This window comes from Pantoea sp. CFCC18177, from assembly GCF_059412425.1.
The window spans coordinates 42,884-61,740 of sequence record NZ_JBNBPL010000014.1 but is presented as its reverse complement, the minus strand read 5'-3'; the positions used below and the strand labels follow the sequence as shown (position 1 = coordinate 61,740).

Here is an 18,857-nt window from a genome sequence, read left to right as displayed (position 1 = left end):
TCAATTTAGCCCCATGCACTATTTTGCAGAACAACCCGATACCCGTCCGGGTCGATAAAGGTGCGCCCTTTAACCTCCCAATAGGGATTAAACGAGGAGGCCTTGATGAAGCCCGCGGTGATCATTTTTTCGCAGGTTGCTTGCCATTCATCTTTGTCTGGATAGTAAAGCACCAGCAAGTCCTCTTCTGTCTGCGATGGCTTAACCGGATGGTGCAGACACACCGTGAATTCAAGGTGCCAGGATAAATTATTCAGACCTAACATTATTCCGCTGAAACCCTGATGATCGTTGAATTCGGCTATCTTTCGCAGCCCCAATCCTTCGCTGTACATATGAAATGCACGATTAATGTCTGTAACGGGTCTGGCAATGCGCATTTGGCTAAACATCGGGTCAACTCCTGTAAAACGGTTCTAGAAAAGTTTCTACCTCCTGAGTTTATCGCTAATGAGATTATCAATTTGTCGCTGAGAGCGGATGGGTATCGATTCCTGATTAACAGCAAATAGGGTGACGAGGGGTTTAGCTTTCGAGCGCAGCCTGAATGACAGCGTCCATTTTCTCTGGAGTGGTGAACGGTGCAAAACGTTTAATCGGTTTACCATCGCGTCCGATCAGAAACTTGGTGAAGTTCCATTTGATGCGCCCGCCCAGCACGCCAGGCAACTCATCTTTCAAATAACGAAATATCGGGTGTGCCGCAGCGCCGTTGACCTCCACTTTTCCGAACATCGGGAAGCTCACACCATAGTTGATATGGCAGGTCTGCGCGATATCATCGGCACCGCCGGGTTCCTGCTTACCGAACTGATTGCAGGGAAAACCCAGGATCATCAGACCCTGGGCGGCATATTTCTTGTAGAGCGCTTCAAGACCCGCGTACTGTGGTGTGAATCCACAATGGCTGGCGGTATTCACCACCAACACCACTTTGCCCGCATAATCGGCCATAGCGATGGACTGTCCACGCAGGCTAGTGGCATCAAGTTGATAAAAGGGGCTCATGTGGTGATCCTCAAAGCTGAAGCGGTTCGGAGTAGCAGACTAATCGAAGAACACCATGCCTTGATAGGGCTTATTGCGACAGGCACTCAAACGGCTTTCGAGATCGCCATCGTGAATCTCGAGTTTATGACCATCGGGATCTAAAAGGTATATAGACTTTCCCTCGCTCTTGTTGGTCTTCCATTCCTTGACACCAGATGCTCTTAATCGCGCAACGAATCCGTCGAATGCTTCACCTGAAATACTGAAGGCATAGTGGGTGTAGTCACGCCCTACCGCTACGCTATCGACGGATAGGCACAACCAGAGATCGCCCAGCGCGAGATAAGCACCATGATCCCATTTTGCTTTGGGCGTGAAGCCAAGCATCTTAGTGTAAAAATTCAGGCTATTTGTCAGCTCACTGACTGCAAGGGTGATGTGATTTAGTCCGGTCAGCATGCGAAACTCGTAAGCAGAATATAGAGGGATTTAATTTAAATGATTTCAATGTGCTTGCACACCAGAACACTAAAGTGCTTGTCCGATAAATATTGTAATAGACAAATTTGTAGAGTGCGCATTGATGCGCACCAGCATACTTTGTCATGAAATCGTCAAGGGTGATCAGAGGTCTTTTCTAAGAAATACACGGCTGGCTCCCTCAGGCAGACAAGGTATTTCGCCGAAGCGCTGCCAGCCGTTTTTTTCATAGAACGCAGGTGCCTGGAAAGTAATCGTATACAACACGGCAGTTTTACATCCTCGTTCTCTGCCTTCATCTTCAACACGTTTTAGGATCTGACTTCCTATGCCTTTTCCTCTGATTTCAGGGGGAAGATAGACCAGATCGATAAATAACAGTCCGAGATAGGTGCGGCCCAGCATTCCACCCAGAACAACCCCATGCTCATCCCGAACAACGACGGCGAGGGGTTTATTTTCGTTAAATCCAACGGCCTCGTCATTGTATTGATTAAGTCCTGATTCAATCGGTAACGCGAACTCAGGGGTGATTGAGTCCGAGACTTCAATATTCAGCACATTCATGGCGACACTCCTTTTACACCAAATTTGTAATCCAGACTCTGCTGTCGGCCTAATAACGTACTAAGCCGCCATCTACGGCGTACTGGCTGCCAGTGACGAATGAGGAATCATCGGAAAGCAGAAATAGCGCGACAGCAGCCGCTTCATCTGCGGTACCCGCCCGACCCAGCGGCACCTGGCTGACCACAAAATCTTCAAACTGCTGGCGCGAATCCGCTGGCATAAAATGCCTAAAGTTCGTTTCAATCGGGCCTGGCACGAGGGTATTTGCGCGGATACCCCGCTCAGCCAGCGCAGAAGCCCAACTTTTCACCATCGCGATAACGGCACCTTTGGTTGCAGCATAAAGACTTGTCATTGCCGCGCCTTCATAAGCCGATGAGGAAGACGTGACCAACACAGACGCACCGGAATTAAGGGCATCAGAAAGGGCCGCAAGTTGCAGCATTGGCCCCCGAACGTTGGCATTCATCATGCGATTAAACGTATCGGCAGTTACCGATTCCGGCGAGCCAACTTCTGCAAACCCCGCGTTAAGCCAAAGTCCATCGAGCGGGCCCCAGTTGTTGATTGCCACTTGTAGTTCACTTATATCGGATTCGCTGGCCGCATCATTTTTGAGGATCAGTGACGTGTCAGGCAATAGTGCACGGGCGCGTTGCAGTCGTTCTTCATTCAGCCCCGTGATGGCAACCAAGCCACCTTCATTCACGATGCGTTGAGCGCCAGCCAGGCCCATGCCACTGGTGCCGCCAGTAATGAGAATGCGTTTCCCTTGAAACCTTTCCATGATTGCTCCTGTCCGGTTTTAAAAACTGCACTTACCTTACGCAACATCAACATCGGACGTCATCTGTTTCGTTCGGTAACGAAGAGAGGGATTCAGGAAGTGCTCTTCTGCCGCAAAGCTGGCAAAAGGCAGGGTTTAAAGGGCAGCTACGAGAGAACAACGGGCTCAAGCAAATCTTTTTCGAAAAAACCTACTTGCCGGGTTTAGGTATAATGCCAGACCCGCCGAAAAGCATGCGAATGCCGAGTCCAACCATCACAAAGCCTGTGAATCGTTCCTGCCATTTAATCAATGCTGGGTGTTTACTCAACCAGTATCCAAATGTTCCTGATGCCATTGCAACAGAGCCTAAGGAGACAACCCCAGCCAACTTTTGGATACTACCCAGAACAAGCAGTTGCATCCAGACGGGACCAGCGGCTGGATCAACAAACTGCGGAAGAAAAGCAAACATGAAGAGCAGGGATTTCGGATTAGTCAGGCTGTTTAGCGCGCCTTCCTTAACTGCATTCCAGTCAGAAATTCTGGCAGTTTTTTGCACTGGTGTATCTGTGCCTGAGGTAGCAATCATCTTCATGCCGAGCCAAATGAGATAAGCGGCTCCAACCCACCTTAGGAGATCTAGCGCAATTGGCCAGGCATGAACGATACTTACCAGTCCCAGCACCAGAAAAGAAACTTGTACAAAACCCGCCACAAAGACGTTTCCCAGTACGGTAAGGAGTGCAATGCGCCTTCCCTGACCGACTCCTCTGGCGATGGTTAGCATCATGTCGGGACCGGGAGAAATCTCCAGAAGAGTTAGCGCTACCAGGAAAGTCATAAAAGTTTCAATTGAAGGCATGATCGTCGCATCCGGAAAAATAACGTTGCTACGTTAACTCACTCTGATGAACGCTGAAAGCGGAACTCAATACGAAGTCGGCACTTGGCACGAAGCTGCCCATCAAGACGTTAAGGTGGGGCAGCCATGAGCGAAGCGGACGTCTGCAGTTTTCTTGCTACAAATGGAAAATGGCGTATTGCTCAACCTCGAACAGGTCAAAACTGAAACACTGCCACAACAAATAATGTTCATTGAGCCAGCCTCGCTCATGAAATCTATTTTTCGCCGGAATGAAGGTAAATCAGGCTCTCGTCCGGAAACAGTGGAGTATGACGTGTTAGCCAGTTCAGTAGCATTTCAACGTTTTGCTTTATGGCGGAATTTCCTGGCCACACCAAATAATATCCGTCTCCGGTTGCCACTGCCTCCGGAAAAGGCAGGCAAAGCAAACCACTTCTTATCGCGTCAGTGCTCAGGAGCAGGTCGCCGACCGAAACGCCGTGTCCGCTCAGGGCGGCAAGATTTCCCTGCTCCAGCGTGTCGAATACCTTCCCTCCACTGATGTTCAGTCCCGCAAAACGCCCCGTCTTCTTGAGCCACCTCCGCCAGTCACGACGGTCCGGAGACGGATGAATAAGCTCGCAGTCAGGAAGAGACTCCCGGGCGTTGACAAGCATCGCAGGAGAACAGACGGGTATCAACCACTCGCTGAAAAGCAGTCTGCTCTCTGTCCCTTCACCAAAATGACCGTTACCGAGCAGAATTGCACAGTCGTAGGGCTCGCGACTGAAATCTACCTCATCCGTGTCCATCCAGACGCTGGTTATCTCGATTCGGGGGGTTGGATGGTTTTTGCGGAAATCGTTGAGCACGTCAAGAAGCCATCGCATGGTCAGCGTTGAGGGGGCTTTGAGACGCAAAAACTGGCTGTGACTTTTAAAGGCATTACAGGCCTGCTCTATGCTCATAAACCCCTCGGTAAGCTGTCCCGCAAGAGTACGTCCAGCCTCACTCACTTTAACGCGTGGCCCGTTTCGCATGAAAAGCTCGCAGTCAAACCACGCTTCAAGCGTGCGTATGTGCCTGCTGACCGCACCCGGCGTTATATTGAGTAAATCTGCAGCTTTACTGAAGGAATTCAGCCTTGCGGCAGCTTCAAAAGCGCGCAGAGCATAAAGAGGGGGTAATGACATCAGAAACTCCAATGTGAGTTTTACTCACATTAAGCGTGAGTTTTATCCGTTTTTCAACTGCCTTACGTGGGTGAATAATCCTGTTTGAAAAAGTTAACGAAGGAATCTGGGCAAGCGTGCCGTCTAGATCGTCAACATACCTAAGGAAAAAACGCCGTAATGAATATGACCCTCCTGAGCGCCTATATTATTTCAGTAATGATGTTGCTGCTCACGCCCGGCCCGGTTGTGGCGCTCATCTCCGGCACCGCTGCCCGTTATGGATATCGGAGCGCATTTGCCACTGCTGTTGGCACAAACGGGGCTTCCCTCATGCTTATCGCTGTGGCCACACTGATGCTGAGGGGGGTGATTTCTCTGTCTCCGGCCTGGCTGAGTTTTCTCGGACTGGCGGGTTGTGTTTATATCGGATATGCGGCACTGCACAGTCTGTTCAGCACTCCCGAGGCAGGAACAACGGATACCGGGACAGGTGCGCAGAGCCGGGGAAGTTTTCTTCGCGGCTTTGTTACGGGAGTGTCTAACCCGAAAGACATCCTCTTTTTTGTTTCTTTCTTTCCTCAGTTCATTGCCGTAACGCAGGATTTCACCACCAGTATTCTGACGCTGAGTCTGGTCTGGATGATTTTCGACTTTGCCATACTGACGGTCTACATCCTGACCGTGAAAAAATGGATGCCAGCCAGGCATAACCGGAAAATAGCAATGACGTCATCGATCTTTTTGCTTGCCGTGGCAGGATGTGGGCTTGTTTATAACGTTATTGAGATAACTCACAGTCGGCCCTTATGGGGGATGTTGGCCAACGTCTCATAGAAAAGGCGCGGAAAAACCGCGCCCTTCAAAGGAATGCTAAGAGGTTCTGGATGAATGTCCTCAGTTAAGCAGACCCAGGTGCTCGACGAGGATCGAACTACCGATGCCGATTAGCACTACGCCGCCAAGGATTTCAGCCCACTTGCCAATCTTCGCGCCGAGAAAACGGCCCAACAGCATGCCACTGGCAGCCATCACGGTGGTTGCTGCACCGATTGCCAGTGCCGTCACCACGATATTCACCTGCAGGAAGGCCAGGCCCACACCCACCGCCATCGCGTCAAGGCTGGTGGCAATTGCGGTGGTCACCAGCAACCAGAAGCCGTGACGACGAGGCGCTTCTGCGGGCTCGTCTGCTTCTTTACGGATGCCTTCCACAATCATTCGGGCGCCGAGCACGAACAGCAACGTAAATGCCACCCAGTGATCCCAGTTCATGATGAACTGGCTTGCGGCAAGACCAATGCCCCAGCCGATAACCGGTGTGATGGCTTCGATCACACCAAAAATCAGACCGGTGCGCAGCACCTCTTTGAACGGTGGGCGGTGCAGCGAGGCGCCTTTACCGATGGCGGCGGCAAAGGCATCCATTGACATGCCAAAGGCCAGAATGATCACAGCGTAGAAGCTCATAACGAATCTCAGGGTGCGCTTTCAAAGGGGGAAAGCGTGAATTTTTTAAGAGGTCGCTATCCTGCCACAAAAAAAAGAATAAAAAAACCTTAAAATTCAACATGTTATAGCTATGGCTAAGTTTGATAGCCAGTGCTATAGATGCCGATAATTTAACCTGAGTGAATTTATGTTGGGTAGAAGGGCCGCAACAGGTTCCTCTGTCGGCGCCTGTCTAACCTCAGAACACAACCGAATAATTCAGACCAAATGTGCGACCCCGGCCTTTGTAGGTGTAGAGTCCTGCATCGCCATAGGTTGGGCTGTAGAGGCCCGGCGCTCGCTGGCCCCACACCGTGGTGTAATCCTTATCCAGCAGGTTCTCTACGCTGAAGCTGAGTTTACCCACAGGCAGGCTGTAGCTGCCCAGCACATCGACGGTGTTATAACCCTCGATTTTCTTGCCATCTGCATCGGAGACATCGAATGTTTGTGTGCTCTGAACGCGTAGGTTCCACTCGCCTGGCGCCCAGTTCAGCCAGGCGCTGACTTTGGATGGACTGGCGCTGTCGATGGTTAGTTTTTCCCATTTACCGTCTACGCGCGTTTCTGATTTGATGATGTTGAAGTTTGAGCCCGTGCTCCATTCGCTGTCACTGAAGAAGTAGTCGACCTGACCTTCTACACCATAAATCCGACGCTTATCGTCTTCCAGATTAATCGTCATGTCGGTTTTATTGATGCTGATGGTCTTATCCGAGAGCGAATAGTAGGCCGCCAGTTGCGTGCGCAGATTATCACCGGTATAGCGCCAGCCCAGCTCGTAAGCATCAACTTTAATCCCATCCAGCTTCGAATCATTAACGTTGACGCTGTTGGTCAGGTTGTAATGCCCGTTCGCCAACTGATAGGTGCCGGAACCGTAATATTTGGCCAGATCAGGGATTTCAAAGCCCTGTGAGAAGTTGAACCAGACCTGCTGACGTTCGGTGATGCGGCCCAGAATCCCAGCATTAAACAGCAGATTATTGTAATCGGTTGAACCGCCGGGCACCGCGTCAGCTGAAGTCGCGCGACCCGTCGCGATCGCCTGCTGCTGCGCATAGCCAACAAAGTCGTCGACCTTATTTTTGGTGTATTGATAACGAACGCCACCGCTTAATGTGATGGCATCAAAGTCGTAACTGGATTGCAGGAACGGTGCCAGGTTGGTAATGCTGTAGCCAGGATAACGACCGACATTATAGGCATTCTCCAGCGTCATCCCGCCGCTTTGCGCCGCCGTGTTCAGGTCAAAGAACTGCTGATTGGCATCGAAAGTTTCGTGTTCAGCGTCCACGCCGTAAGTTAGTGTCAGGGCGTCGGTCGGTTTGCTGTTGATGGTTAGCTTGCCGCCATAGAAATCTGTTTTCTGCTGCGAAGCGCCAATGCTGGTGACGCGATTGCCGCTGAGGGTAGGGAAGGGGTAAAAGGTGAGATTTTCGTCTCGATAGTAAATCTGTGCCACCAGGTCCTGGCCGATAAAATCGGTATTGGAATACTGCAGATTAATCAGATGGCGTTCGGTGCCAGGCAGGCGGTCAGAGTTGAGATTGCCGGCGTTGTAAGCCGTCGCAGAACCCGTTACGGCCGAGAAATTCTCACCCAGATACAACCCGTGTTTACCGTCTGATTCGCTTTTAAAGTACTGCGTAGTGAGTTGCAGTTGCTGGTGCTCATCGATATTTACCGTCCCGGTGCCCATGATATCCAGACGGTCGGAGTACTGCAGTCCGGTCTGGGTATTATCAATGATCACCTCATTGCCTTTACCGTCATACCAGCCGCCATAACGCTGATAAGCAACTGACAGACGTCCGGAAGCGTTATCGTTACCACCGCTGACGGCCGCAGCGATATTCTCGTCGTGATCGTTATGGCTGTTAAAACCACTTTTGAGGCCAGTCTGCAACTCAGCCTCGGTGCCCGCCTGGCCTTTTTTGGTGACGATATTAATTAAACCGCCGGTACTGCCGCCGCCGTAGAGTGAGGTTGCCCCTGAAATGACTTCAATGCGCTCAATGTTGAAGGGATCGATAGCGTCCAGCTGGCGGCTGTCGCTGCGCGATGAATTGAGACGGACGCCATCGACCATCACCATCATTGATCGCCCCCGCATATTCATGCCGTAGTTGGTACGCCCCTGACTGCTCACGTCCATGCCGGGTATGAGCTGTGCGAGGACTTCCTTCAGCTCCTTACCGCCCTGAACCTGCTGTTCGATTTCCTGCTGCTCAATAATCCAGGTGGTTTGCGCCATTTCCGCCACGCTACGGTGTGTGCGGCTGGCGGAGACCACCATCTGATCGTCTTTGGCCTCTTCGGCCCATGCGCCTGAAGAGAGCATGGCGAGCAGGCAAGGTTTTAATACCCAGAGATACGGCTGTTTCATTTTTTATTTTCTTCCGATGAAGTGTTTAAGACAGAGTCGGTGTTCACCTTCGGGCTATGTGGTATGGGTACAGCGCAGTCAAAGCCACTCGATTCGGTGAACATTAAAACCTTATGATAAGTAAGCTATCCTCATCATATTTATGAGAATGATTATCGCGATGATAATCATTTCATTTACACTTACAACCAAAATTGTAATATTTACACACACTCAGGTGCACAAAACAGACGGATTCATAACAATTTGTGGGTCTTAAAACGCCTGAATTTCCGGGTGAGTAGTTGCATGGATAGCGGTCATCGACGACCTTGGCATCTGGCGCAGTTTTCAATGATGATGAAAATTTAATATTCTTGCGTGATCTCATGTGACAATCACTCGCGTTGAGCGCGCTAAGCATCAGGAAAAGAGATGGCTACCATTCCCAGTTACCAGGTATTCAATGTTGTTCTGTCACACAATAAATGGCTTTCTCCTTCACTGGTGAGTTGCGTGTTCACCGGCGAAGAGGTGGGCATGATGAAGATGGATGGGCCCGATCAGCGGATCAAAATACTCTTTCCGTCGGTCAATGGGGTAGCCTCTGCATTGACAGCAACCGGCGACTGGTGGGAGCAAATTAAAGCGCTTCCGCACGAGCAAAGGCCGACACCACGGACCTACACGCTTCGCCACGTCAATGCTGCCAAATGTCTTATGGAGGTTGAGTTTGTTGTCCATGGTACAGAAGGGCCTGCTTCGGCTTGGGTTATTAGCGCCAAGCCCGGAGACGCCTTACAGATTGTCGCTCCCAATAAACAACATACTGCTGACAGCGGCGGGTATGAGTGGAGACCCGGTTCCAGAGTGGAGCGCGCCTTGGTGGTGGCGGACGAGACCGCTCTGCCAGCGGTGAAAGGGATTCTTGAACAGACGGCAAAAATGTCTTTGCCGCCTTTGCTACAGATTTTCCAGGAGGTCCCGCTGACAGAAGATTGCCTCGACTGGCGCGAATATGCGTTTGCTGAAGTGTTTTGGCTGCCGCGAGACACCACAAAAACACCCCACGGCGCGGCGTTATTGCACGCGGTTAAGGAGCATGTGCACATACCTGACGACGCCCTGAGTGCAGACCAGAAAGAGGGGAGGGAAGTCGAAGATGATGTTTTATGGCATGGCGCTGAGGCGGAAGGCAGTCGATTTTATGGCTGGATAGCCGCGGAATCATCTGCTGTAAAACATATCCGGCGATATCTGGTCAGGGAACGCCATGTTGCCAGTGAAAACGTCAGTTTCATGGCGTACTGGAGCAGAGTATACCCATTTTAACAACGCCATTCGTCAGTATGAGATTGACCTCAATCCATTGCTGGCGAAGAAGTCATTGGTCTTATCGAAATATGGCTTCAGGCTGATCATCCTTAGATCGAATTTGAATCATTTTAAGACGCTCACTTGATGTTGGTGAATACCAAAGTGTTGTTCCAGGGCTTGCCAGCCTGACGCGGTAACGTGCAACGCTCTTGATTTACCCGGACGTTTCAACCACTTCCATGCGATAAATGCTTCCAATAGAGCGCAACCCAGAGGACCTGCGAAGTGATATTGCCGCTCGGTCCAGTCGAGGCACAGACGGTTATTTCCTGCATGATCCGCACTGATTTCCACGCCATGCTGTTCAAACCAGCGATGCCCTGAAATTGTTAGCTCGTAGTGTTGTTCTCCTTGTATGGCAATCAGACCGCGATTAAGCATCCCTTGCGTAATCATCACGCCGAGTTGCCCCGCTAAATGATCGTAACAACGGCGTGCAAATCGCAGCTCTTTAGCTGAACTACTCGGTGTCGTTTGCCACTGAGAAGTGACAGGCCCGACCGAGGCCAGGCTTTCTAACAGTTGGGAAATATGGGGGCCGGCGAGTCGGTAGTATCGATAGCGCCCAACGGACTCCACAGAAATCAGCCCGCCATCACGCAGTTTTGCGAGATGAAAACTGGCGGTCTGTGCTGTAATTCCGGCGGCCTCTGCCAAAGCGCTGGCTGAAAGCGCTTCACCACCCGACAGGCTAATCAAAATGATTGAACGCACCGGTTCGGCGATAAGATGGGCTACGACTGAGATGTGAAACTGGTTCATGCTGTGCGCCGTTAAAAGGGAAGTACGTATTCATCAGTGAGAAGACACTTCGATTCGCCTCGAATCATTATTTGGCGCGTGCAAGGACTCGTTAAATTAACTGATCCTATTGAGGAACGCTGCCTGAATGTCCGAAGAGGATTAAAGGCAACAAGCCTGAGCCGAAGCGCAAAAGGATGCGTTTCTGGCCAGGAGGCCGATGAAGCCTGTGTGGCCAATACTTATATCTTAATTCATGCCCTGCGGCTTATCTTTCCCCCCTTTCCCCCCTTTCCCCCTTTCTACCCGCTTCGGCGGGATTTTTTATCTTTAGTTTTATCCCGAAATACGGGCAAAAAAATACCCGCTGATGGCGGGTGAAATTCGTTACAGAGAATAATCTGCATGAGATATATGACAGGGAAAGGGCAGGATAGTTCAGATTAATTCTCTGTTAACGCTGGCGTTTTAAACCTGCAGTCCTGTCCGGCAGCGGTTTTTGCTTCAATGGCACTTAGCTGAACGAGACTGGATTTCTGCTAAGTGAGGACTTATGTAGCCGGTCTTCATACACGTTTAAGGCCAAACCTCTGACATATCTGCCGATGTCGGTTTCCCTGTATGCCAGGTCATGTCAAAGGAACATTAACTTAATGAATGATAGCGAGGTGCCAATCCCGCCATCACCTGGTAATAAAAAAGAGGAAAAAACCGAAATACAGGAAAGTCTCTTCTTGCTTGAGTTTGCTTAGCTATTTTGAAGACTGTCTCCTCAAAGTCAGCTCCTGGCCTTCAGGTGTCGCTTGTCAAGCCAATAGGACGGCAGTGAGCGAGCAACAAACCTGGTTCTAAAGTTAGGAGATAGTGTAAAAAAATGCCGATAAAATCGCCAGTCAGGCTTTTATTTTCACTTGATATGCCCTTTGGAGCATTGCGCCCAGCACAAGGTAAATTTCAACCATCTCTTCTGTTTTGTCTTCGCTAAAAATTTCTTTTTCGCTATTAGTAACAAGATGAATCAGAGACGATAGTTGATCTATAACGGCTGAGTGAGTTTCCAAAATTTATCCTGAGAGGTGATTACAGACCGCCGCATGTCTATGGAGGGTGATTAAAAGTATGTCAAGACTAGACGTAAACGAAGCGAAAGCAAATAAAATGCGTGAAATAATTATTTTAATTTTACCTTGAGGTTCCATTATGCACATAAAAATATGTATTTTAAGGGTGTGTAAGCAATTGATACTTAGCCTTTTATTTAAGTTTTGATTGTAATTCTCTTTAAGTTAATGAGAACTATCAGAACTTTAAAATTTTCATTAAAAGTTACTCCATCTCAAGTATTTGCAAGCTAAGTGCATGTGGTCGTGATAAGGTCGGTATTCACTGGCTCATAGGATGTATATGAAACGAGTTATCGTTTTCTTTAATTTAGCTCCCGCAGTCGTCATGAGCTTGATGGATGGGGTCACTTCAATCCGCAAAGCCTATCCCAGCGGACAAGAAATTCAGCTTCAAATAATGTCTGCTGGTTTCCCTTCTCTGACTGGGGACTCAATGGTGGTTCACGTTGCCTCTGACCGCACACTTTCAAGCGATGAAATACTTGAGGCCGCAAACAAACTGCTCTGACACGGGATCCTCAGTCACCTCCGGGCTGTTGATGTGCTTACAGTGGCCTGAACTTCGAATCTTCGGTAAGCAGGCCAGGCTATAACGGAGGATATCACTATGAAAGAAGGCTATTACTGGCTCAAACGTGGAAGTGATGAGCCTGAAATATGGTTTTATTCCGAATGTCAGCCTGAAGGATGGATACAACCTCAGCATGACAAACCCGCCAGTCTCACAAAACTCACCCATGATGGCTACCGCATCATCAGCGAGAGGCTCAGGGAGCCCGAATAAAAGTGGCGCTTTCACGAGCGCCTTTACGACTCACCAGCTCAAAAGCTCGTTTTTCAATACCAGAATGAATTTCTGCCACGTAGAATATTTTTATTGAGTTACATCCAGGATTTATATTTAACTTTCAGGCTATTGCTGCTACCCGTTTTGGCTTGCTAAGACTGGATACGAAAAAAAGCCTGCAATATATGCAGGCTTCTCCCCACTCGCGCGGTAGTAGGAGTACCGCGCTTGTCCACGTTCTGAATGCTTAATGCATGATCGGCGGCTGGTTGAGGCGGTCAGCGGGTGAACATGTGGGCAGCTAAGCGTTTGTCACTCAGACAAGGTGGTAACTTTGGACCAGAAATGGGTATTAAGACAGGTTATTTTTGTAAAGGTCTGATGAATATTCCATATGGCGTTTCCTGAAGAGTGTAAATAATGGTATTGACGCCGTCTTTTTCTTGACAGGATAAATTCTCAGACACATATTCCAGACTGTATGGCGACTCGACCATTTAAACGGGAATTGCATAAAATGTTTAAGTTAATTAAACAGTAACTGACGAAGTTACTAAAATTCTTGTGCGTTTAAGGTCTGTTCGCAAAAAAATTTTCTAGGGTTCTTTGTCATCATTATTGTTAGAAACCTGAACTGAAAGCCTGGATAGCGCTACGATTCCTGCTCCCACCAATGTAATGATTATTACGCTTCCTATCCATCCAGCGATTCCCATTTTGTGAGGCCTTTGTTTGTATCCCTGACATAGGGAACACCAACCATAACACCTTTAATGTTGAATAACTGGTTTTCATACTTACCAGTATCAATCTAATGACGTAATTGACCTGTCCCTCAGTACTGCACAAAGACTGTTGTTAACGACTTCCCGCTTCTGTCACAGGGCTGCTGTAGCAGCCCTGTGGACCTTAGACTTCAATCGACTCAGAGATCTCCAACGCATCATCGACTTCAATCCCCAGATACCGCACCGTACTCTCCAGCTTTTTATGGCCCAGCAGGAGTTGAATTACGCGAAGATTCTTGGTTTTCTTGTAGATCAAGTAAGGTTTAGTTCTTCTCATTGAATGTGTGCTGTAAAGCGAATCTTCAAGACCAAGCTTTGCTATCCACCCATGAAAAATTCGACTGTATTGCCGGGTTGATATGTGTTGGCAAGAACCGATCCGGGATTGGAACAAATAGTCTTTACTGTGTAGTTTGCTGAGCTTTATCAAGGCTGCAACAGATTCTCTTGTCCCTTTAGTCAACTCAAACTGAACAGGATTACCCGTTTTTTGCTGCAACACCGTTGCTCTACTCGAAACAGAATTCCCATATGCAATATCTGACACTTTGAGTTTAACGAGATCACAACCTCGCAGTTTACTGTCCAAAGCCATGTTGAATAGGGCAAGATCGCGCGTGTTACCTTCAATTTCAAGTCTGATTCTAATCCCCCAGATATGAGATATCTGAAGAGGTCTTTTTTGACCGATGATACGGTCTTTGTTCCAGGGTGACGTGTTCATACTCAACACTCCTGTAATGTGGGTAATTTGAGTATGGTTGTCCCTAAAGGTCGATCAGCAGATATTCGCAATGGATGTCGCTAGCTATGCCGAGTGTCATTCAACGGGGAGCTGGTCAGCGCCTGTACCTGGCATTTGTTTTGGCGAATCAGAAAACATATCAAGGGCGTGGATGGGCTGTTCGTAGAATGAAGTAACTACTAATGCTGTTAATCAATCATGGAGAAATAATGATGCATCAAGAGAAAACCCGCAGGAAGCATAAATCTCTATAGAAGTTAGTGCTTTACGTTTTCTTGAAAAATCGCCGTTTCGATCTATTTTTATCCTAAGTCAAACTAATTACTCACCTATGTCACATGAACGAAACCAGATCACACAGGGCAGGGATGATTGGATGCGCTATAGGAGCAGCTGTCATTGAATTAACCGCCAGAGGGGTAGAACTAAGTAAGGCTAACATTTTGTATGAACTTGAGAGAATCTCAGCTTCATCAAAAGATTTACAGACAAAAGCTTTCGCACGCGATGCCGCAAATATTCTCAGAAAGAGGCTTAAGTAGTTCTCTTGGCCCGTCCCCCGTTGCTCCACGCAGACAAATGTTAGCTAGTTCAATTTTGGCACTCAGCAGTCGAAGGAACGGCCCAGGGGCAGCGAAGAGCGAACAACGGAGATTGCCAACAGCATCCTGTATGAACCAACATGATCGGGTCAATGACTTGATATGGCACCTGTCCGCCATTGAATTAAAAGCGATGAGCCGTTCGGGGAACGGTAGCCAGGCAGGAATGGCTACCGTAAAAGCGTGAAGTCAGTTATTGCGGAAACAGGAAAGTGACATTAAAACGCACCCCCCAGCCTTCAGGGCCGCTGTCATCGGGCGTATGTGCCCAGTAACGCAGGCCGCCTCCAAACTGGACCACCTGATCACCTATCTTAGTGACTTTACTGATGCTCAGGTTAACCGGCACACTCCATTCGCTTTGCGTCCAGTCGTAGGTCGATTCGGTGTTCAGTGAGTAGGAAATGGCATCGGGCGTTGTGTATGAAAGAAAGGGCTGCAGAAAAGTGGCATTAACATGCTTACGGTCGTCTCTGCCGGCATAATCCCAGATGTGGTTCGCCAGAGCACCATAGGTCCACGGCCCGGTCTGTTTAAGAACGACACCAGTGGGACCCGCGCCCCATTTCCGTCCAGAGAGTGCACTATCCGTGCCAGTAGGCAGAAGCAGTACGGGACCGAACCCCCAAATCAAACCACTGTCTGTGGGTGCTTTTGGAGAATAGAAAAAGCTTTGCACCACATCACCCAGACCGGTTTGATTTTCCCCAGGGCCGGTAACGTGGCTCTGCGTAGTGAATGGCAAAATGGTACGGCTGATAATATTGGTATCGGCATTCAGTGAGAAAGGAATAACCGGCTGCACATTAAGCAGCGTTCGCGTGCCATTACCCGGACCCACATTATCATCGACATTCAACTGAAACGGCACGCTGATCAAATTGGCGACCGGGTTACTCAGCTGTTTTGCCAGCCCGGCACTGTCATCGGCAGCATAGCCTGACAACGCGTGTGCGGTTAAGAACAGTGACAGGGCAGACGTTAAGATTTTTTTCATGTATCCACCTGTTCAGGAAAGTATCTGAAGCGAAATGGCAGAGGTGTTTTTAATTCCATTAATCAAAACACCACTGCAGGGATATCAAACATGCCGAAATCCCCCCGACATCAGCATGGGGGGATGAATGATGACGAAACGCGCGGTTTCTACTTCACCACTTCCAGTGTGGGTGCCGGGTATTTCCCGTCGATTGCTGCCTGATCCGGGCCATAGAGGCGCATGATGATATAAGCATCTTTCTCCGGGATAGGCAGCCAGTTGGGATTACTGGCGTCACCTTTGGCGCTGAGGTCGATGGTATACATGCCGTCAGCATCCGGCTTCAGCGTGCGGTCGCCCCGGCTGTGGCGGTTTATGTCATTGTGGGCCATAAACATGTTGTCGAGACCATAAACCGTAAAGGACCAGAACTGGCTGACGTCAGGAGCTTTAAAGTGCAGACGGTATTGCTTACCGTTGGATCCGTTGATGCTTTTGCCATCGGAACCTTTAACCATTTGCAGATAAATAGACTCTTCCGGTGGCAGGCCCCACTGGCCGATCAATGTGCCTTCAGCAAAGAGATCGCGCTTCTGATTTTGCAGTTCTTCACGTGTTCCCAGTACACCGTTGGATGATGTCATGGTGGGCTGGAGCTTTTTCAGGTGCGCCATACCCAGCTCTTCACCTTTTTTCGCGGCGGCGAGCTGCTCGGCGGTAAAGTGGGTTTTACATGGCTCAATGCCCACGGCTTTGTACTGCTCAATCCATTTTTTGTCTGCGGTGCCCATATCACCTTCGCACAGAACGAAGTTCACGCGCTGCAGCCAGTTGGTTTTCACCGGATCGGGCCAGTGGTGCACCGTCTCTTTCGGGCCGGGCTCACCCAGGTAGGCAGACAGGGTGCGAATATTCCAGTCATCCATGTAACCCAGCGCCACCTTGGTGTCTTCAGAACTGGTGGCCATGATACGGCCCATCATCTTCAGAAGATCGGAATCGACACGGATCACCTCCGTCACGCTCGGCGGGACTTCGCCTTTCCAGGTACGGGAGGCAAACATAAAGTGACCGCCTTTGGTGCCGCGCGTGCGCGATCCAATCATTGAAGTGGTGTAGTGCCCCATATCCATGGTGTGCAGTATCCAGTAACGCCCTTTATCCATATCCGGCACGCTGACAATCACAGGCTCTGCGCTGACATCCAGCCAGCCCTGCAGGTGAAGCGTGTCATTATTTATCGTTGGGTGCTCGGTGTAGGTGTCATCCGCAAGATGACGGATGTTCTGAAAGCGGTTCATTGGCGTGTCGGTTTTCACTGCCGTGTTGTAGAAAAATTTATAGGCCTCATCCATGGAAAAACCATAGATGTAGGCGTCCTCAGCCAGTTGATCGCTTATCTGGGCCATGGCTGGCAACGTGACGGCAGAGAGCAGTATGGCAATCAAGATTTTGTTCATTTTCATCTTTGACTCCGGTTCGGAACAGATTCATCACGCACGCTCAACGTCAGCGAGTCTGAAGGACTTGTTGTTGAAGGCATCGGTGGGGCCATACAGGCGCATGGCCGGCAGAGGGCGTTTACCGCTGGTGGGGATCCAGTTACTCTCCAGCCCTGCTGGCGCATGCGGACCGATGTAAATCGTCACGCTGCCGTCGGCATTCTTTTTCATCCCGTCGAGATCGTAGGAGGAGAGCGTCGTGCGTTCGAGCGTGTTGTAGATAAAGGACATGGTGTCGCGGTTGTATACGGTTAACGCCCAGAACTGCTTCACCGGCATCTGCGCGGGTACGGTCAATCGGTACATCAAACCGGCCTGCAGTAACTGGCCCTGGCTGTCAGCCATTGCCATCAGGTACTGCGTGGCAGGCGACGGGCTGAGCTGCTTCGGCATGTAGGTACACCAGAAGTACTCAGCAGCGCGATTAATCAGGTCGATTTTATCTTCATATACAAAGGTAAAACGCTGATTTTCATCTGCCTGGAGTAACGAGGCATAGTGCCTGTCCGGCCAGAAGAGCTTTTCGCGGGGAAAATTATCAAACCAGTGTTGCAGATAAAACCAGGCGTCAATCGCAGCCTGGCGCATGGCTTTACGCGTCGTGTCGTCAGGATTAAAGGGCTTACCACGCTCAATTCCCAGCGACATCAGCATGCCCATCATCACTTTATCCTGTTCGTTAGCCGGTTCAACGCTGGCAACGGCGTGCATGTCCTCAAAGTGGCGCTCGTCATAAAACGGCAGTGTAGGATAGACGTCGTTACTGGGGTCCACAAAGCGCTGCGTGGGCGGACTGGCGGCCTCACTGAGGAAGTACATACGCATTTTCTTCGCATAGAGATAGGCATCCTGCAACGATTTCCCCTCAGCGGGGACGGAACGGAATGCGAAGGCAATGCGATAGTTGGGCGATGCGACATGCAGGTAGCCCTGCGGTATCTCCCCCTGATACCCCGGCGGTGTGAGAAGATATTTTCCTCCCTGGCCCTTATCCATGCCAGCAGGCCCCACATCCGCGATGGTGAACTGCCACGCATCAACAATTTGCCCGTAAAGGCTCCCCTCCGCGCTCGCCGCAGGCACTTCCAGCACGACCGGCCCGCGCTGTAAATCGGTGAATGCGGAAATATAGGGTGTGGTGCTGTTGGCCGTAATGGCCTCCAGCTTAGGCGTTGCCGTATGGGAGTAGGCAATGATGTCGTTATCTTTCATACCAAGATTCTTAAAGGCGGCACGTCGGAAACTGTAAATTGCCACAGCAGGCATGTTCCAGAGCACCGCTTCAAACGCACGCTGATACTTAATCTGATAGTCAAAATCGACGATGGAGCAAGCCGCCCCCGACGGAGGGAAACCACCCTGTGTTTCACCTTTGTCGCCTGCACCGTGATGGAGAGGAATTTTCTCCAGTACTTTTGCCTGTCTGGCACCAGCATGCTTCATGACGGCAAAGCCCGCCGCGCTGCCAAGAACCAGCTTATAAAAACCTCGTCTTGATATGGCCATGATAGTTTCCTTGAACGTATTT

At 49.8% G+C, this 18,857-nt stretch carries 19 protein-coding genes; 4 read left to right on the top strand and 15 right to left on the bottom strand.

Going from position 1 to position 18,857, the window contains the following annotated elements:
* Positions 1-5: 5 nt before the first annotated feature.
* From ACPUC8_RS15470 to ACPUC8_RS15440, 7 genes are all read right to left on the bottom strand, one after another.
* Positions 6-392 carry a VOC family protein gene (locus ACPUC8_RS15470; protein WP_058973286.1) on the bottom strand — a complete coding sequence of 129 codons (387 nt, stop codon included), beginning with the start codon at positions 390-392 and terminating at the stop codon, positions 6-8.
* A gap of 133 nt (positions 393-525) precedes the next feature.
* The gene (locus tag ACPUC8_RS15465) at positions 526-1,008 is read right to left on the bottom strand and encodes a glutathione peroxidase (RefSeq protein ID WP_494926742.1); all 483 of its coding nucleotides are present in this window, start codon (positions 1,006-1,008) and stop codon (positions 526-528) included.
* Positions 1,009-1,047: 39 nt separating this feature from the next.
* On the bottom strand, positions 1,048-1,449 hold the full coding sequence (gene fos, locus ACPUC8_RS15460; protein WP_494926741.1) for a fosfomycin resistance glutathione transferase: 402 nt from the start codon (positions 1,447-1,449) through the stop codon (positions 1,048-1,050).
* A gap of 165 nt (positions 1,450-1,614) precedes the next feature.
* Positions 1,615-2,037: a GNAT family N-acetyltransferase gene (locus ACPUC8_RS15455; RefSeq protein ID WP_494926740.1), complete on the bottom strand. Its 423-nt coding sequence runs from the start codon at positions 2,035-2,037 to the stop codon at positions 1,615-1,617.
* Between the two features lie 49 nt (positions 2,038-2,086).
* Positions 2,087-2,827, bottom strand: coding sequence for an SDR family oxidoreductase (locus ACPUC8_RS15450; protein WP_494926739.1), 741 nt, complete (start codon positions 2,825-2,827; stop codon positions 2,087-2,089).
* A gap of 190 nt (positions 2,828-3,017) precedes the next feature.
* The gene (locus ACPUC8_RS15445; RefSeq protein WP_494926738.1) at positions 3,018-3,671 is read right to left on the bottom strand and encodes a LysE family translocator; all 654 of its coding nucleotides are present in this window, start codon (positions 3,669-3,671) and stop codon (positions 3,018-3,020) included.
* A 257-nt stretch (positions 3,672-3,928) separates the two neighbouring features.
* Entirely contained in the window at positions 3,929-4,846 is a 918-nt protein-coding gene (locus tag ACPUC8_RS15440; protein WP_494926737.1) for a LysR substrate-binding domain-containing protein, read from the bottom strand.
* Between the two features lie 159 nt (positions 4,847-5,005).
* Here ACPUC8_RS15440 and ACPUC8_RS15435 point away from each other — a divergent pair, with 159 nt between their 5' ends.
* Positions 5,006-5,662 carry a LysE family translocator gene (locus ACPUC8_RS15435; protein ID WP_494926736.1) on the top strand — a complete coding sequence of 219 codons (657 nt, stop codon included), beginning with the start codon at positions 5,006-5,008 and terminating at the stop codon, positions 5,660-5,662.
* A 60-nt stretch (positions 5,663-5,722) separates the two neighbouring features.
* Here the strand turns inward: ACPUC8_RS15435 and mntP are convergent, their stop codons facing one another.
* Together mntP and ACPUC8_RS15425 are read right to left on the bottom strand one after the other, a co-directional pair.
* Positions 5,723-6,295, bottom strand: a complete 573-nt coding sequence (gene mntP / locus ACPUC8_RS15430) for a manganese efflux pump MntP (protein WP_494926735.1) — start codon at positions 6,293-6,295, stop codon at positions 5,723-5,725.
* Positions 6,296-6,515: 220 nt separating this feature from the next.
* Positions 6,516-8,705 (bottom strand): TonB-dependent siderophore receptor, encoded by a 2,190-nt coding sequence (locus tag ACPUC8_RS15425; RefSeq protein ID WP_494926734.1) that lies wholly within the window; start codon positions 8,703-8,705, stop codon positions 6,516-6,518.
* Between the two features lie 414 nt (positions 8,706-9,119).
* On the opposite strand from ACPUC8_RS15425, the gene ACPUC8_RS15420 reads away from it, so the two are divergent.
* A complete protein-coding gene (locus ACPUC8_RS15420) occupies positions 9,120-10,016 on the top strand; it encodes a siderophore-interacting protein (protein ID WP_494926733.1) in 897 nt (298 codons plus the stop codon).
* 108 nt (positions 10,017-10,124) lie between these two features.
* Here the strand turns inward: ACPUC8_RS15420 and ACPUC8_RS15415 are convergent, their stop codons facing one another.
* A complete protein-coding gene (locus ACPUC8_RS15415) occupies positions 10,125-10,823 on the bottom strand; it encodes a metalloregulator ArsR/SmtB family transcription factor (protein WP_494926732.1) in 699 nt (232 codons plus the stop codon).
* An 872-nt stretch (positions 10,824-11,695) separates the two neighbouring features.
* Positions 11,696-11,863 carry a hypothetical protein gene (locus tag ACPUC8_RS15410; protein WP_167347700.1) on the bottom strand — a complete coding sequence of 56 codons (168 nt, stop codon included), beginning with the start codon at positions 11,861-11,863 and terminating at the stop codon, positions 11,696-11,698.
* A gap of 343 nt (positions 11,864-12,206) precedes the next feature.
* Between ACPUC8_RS15410 and ACPUC8_RS15405 the strand changes: the two genes are divergently transcribed.
* Both ACPUC8_RS15405 and ACPUC8_RS15400 read left to right on the top strand, forming a co-directional pair.
* Positions 12,207-12,434 carry a hypothetical protein gene (locus ACPUC8_RS15405; protein ID WP_058973798.1) on the top strand — a complete coding sequence of 76 codons (228 nt, stop codon included), beginning with the start codon at positions 12,207-12,209 and terminating at the stop codon, positions 12,432-12,434.
* Between the two features lie 99 nt (positions 12,435-12,533).
* Positions 12,534-12,710 carry a hypothetical protein gene (locus ACPUC8_RS15400; RefSeq protein WP_494926731.1) on the top strand — a complete coding sequence of 59 codons (177 nt, stop codon included), beginning with the start codon at positions 12,534-12,536 and terminating at the stop codon, positions 12,708-12,710.
* 912 nt (positions 12,711-13,622) lie between these two features.
* Here ACPUC8_RS15400 and ACPUC8_RS15395 read toward each other — a convergent pair.
* From ACPUC8_RS15395 to ACPUC8_RS15380, 4 genes are all read right to left on the bottom strand, one after another.
* Positions 13,623-14,225: a site-specific integrase gene (locus tag ACPUC8_RS15395; protein WP_479410201.1), complete on the bottom strand. Its 603-nt coding sequence runs from the start codon at positions 14,223-14,225 to the stop codon at positions 13,623-13,625.
* Positions 14,226-15,041: 816 nt separating this feature from the next.
* Positions 15,042-15,845 (bottom strand): hypothetical protein, encoded by an 804-nt coding sequence (locus tag ACPUC8_RS15390; protein WP_494926729.1) that lies wholly within the window; start codon positions 15,843-15,845, stop codon positions 15,042-15,044.
* Positions 15,846-15,994: 149 nt separating this feature from the next.
* A complete protein-coding gene (locus ACPUC8_RS15385) occupies positions 15,995-17,293 on the bottom strand; it encodes a DUF1254 domain-containing protein (RefSeq protein WP_494926728.1) in 1,299 nt (432 codons plus the stop codon).
* A 27-nt stretch (positions 17,294-17,320) separates the two neighbouring features.
* The gene (locus ACPUC8_RS15380) at positions 17,321-18,835 is read right to left on the bottom strand and encodes a DUF1254 domain-containing protein (protein ID WP_494926727.1); all 1,515 of its coding nucleotides are present in this window, start codon (positions 18,833-18,835) and stop codon (positions 17,321-17,323) included.
* Positions 18,836-18,857: the final 22 nt, after the last annotated feature.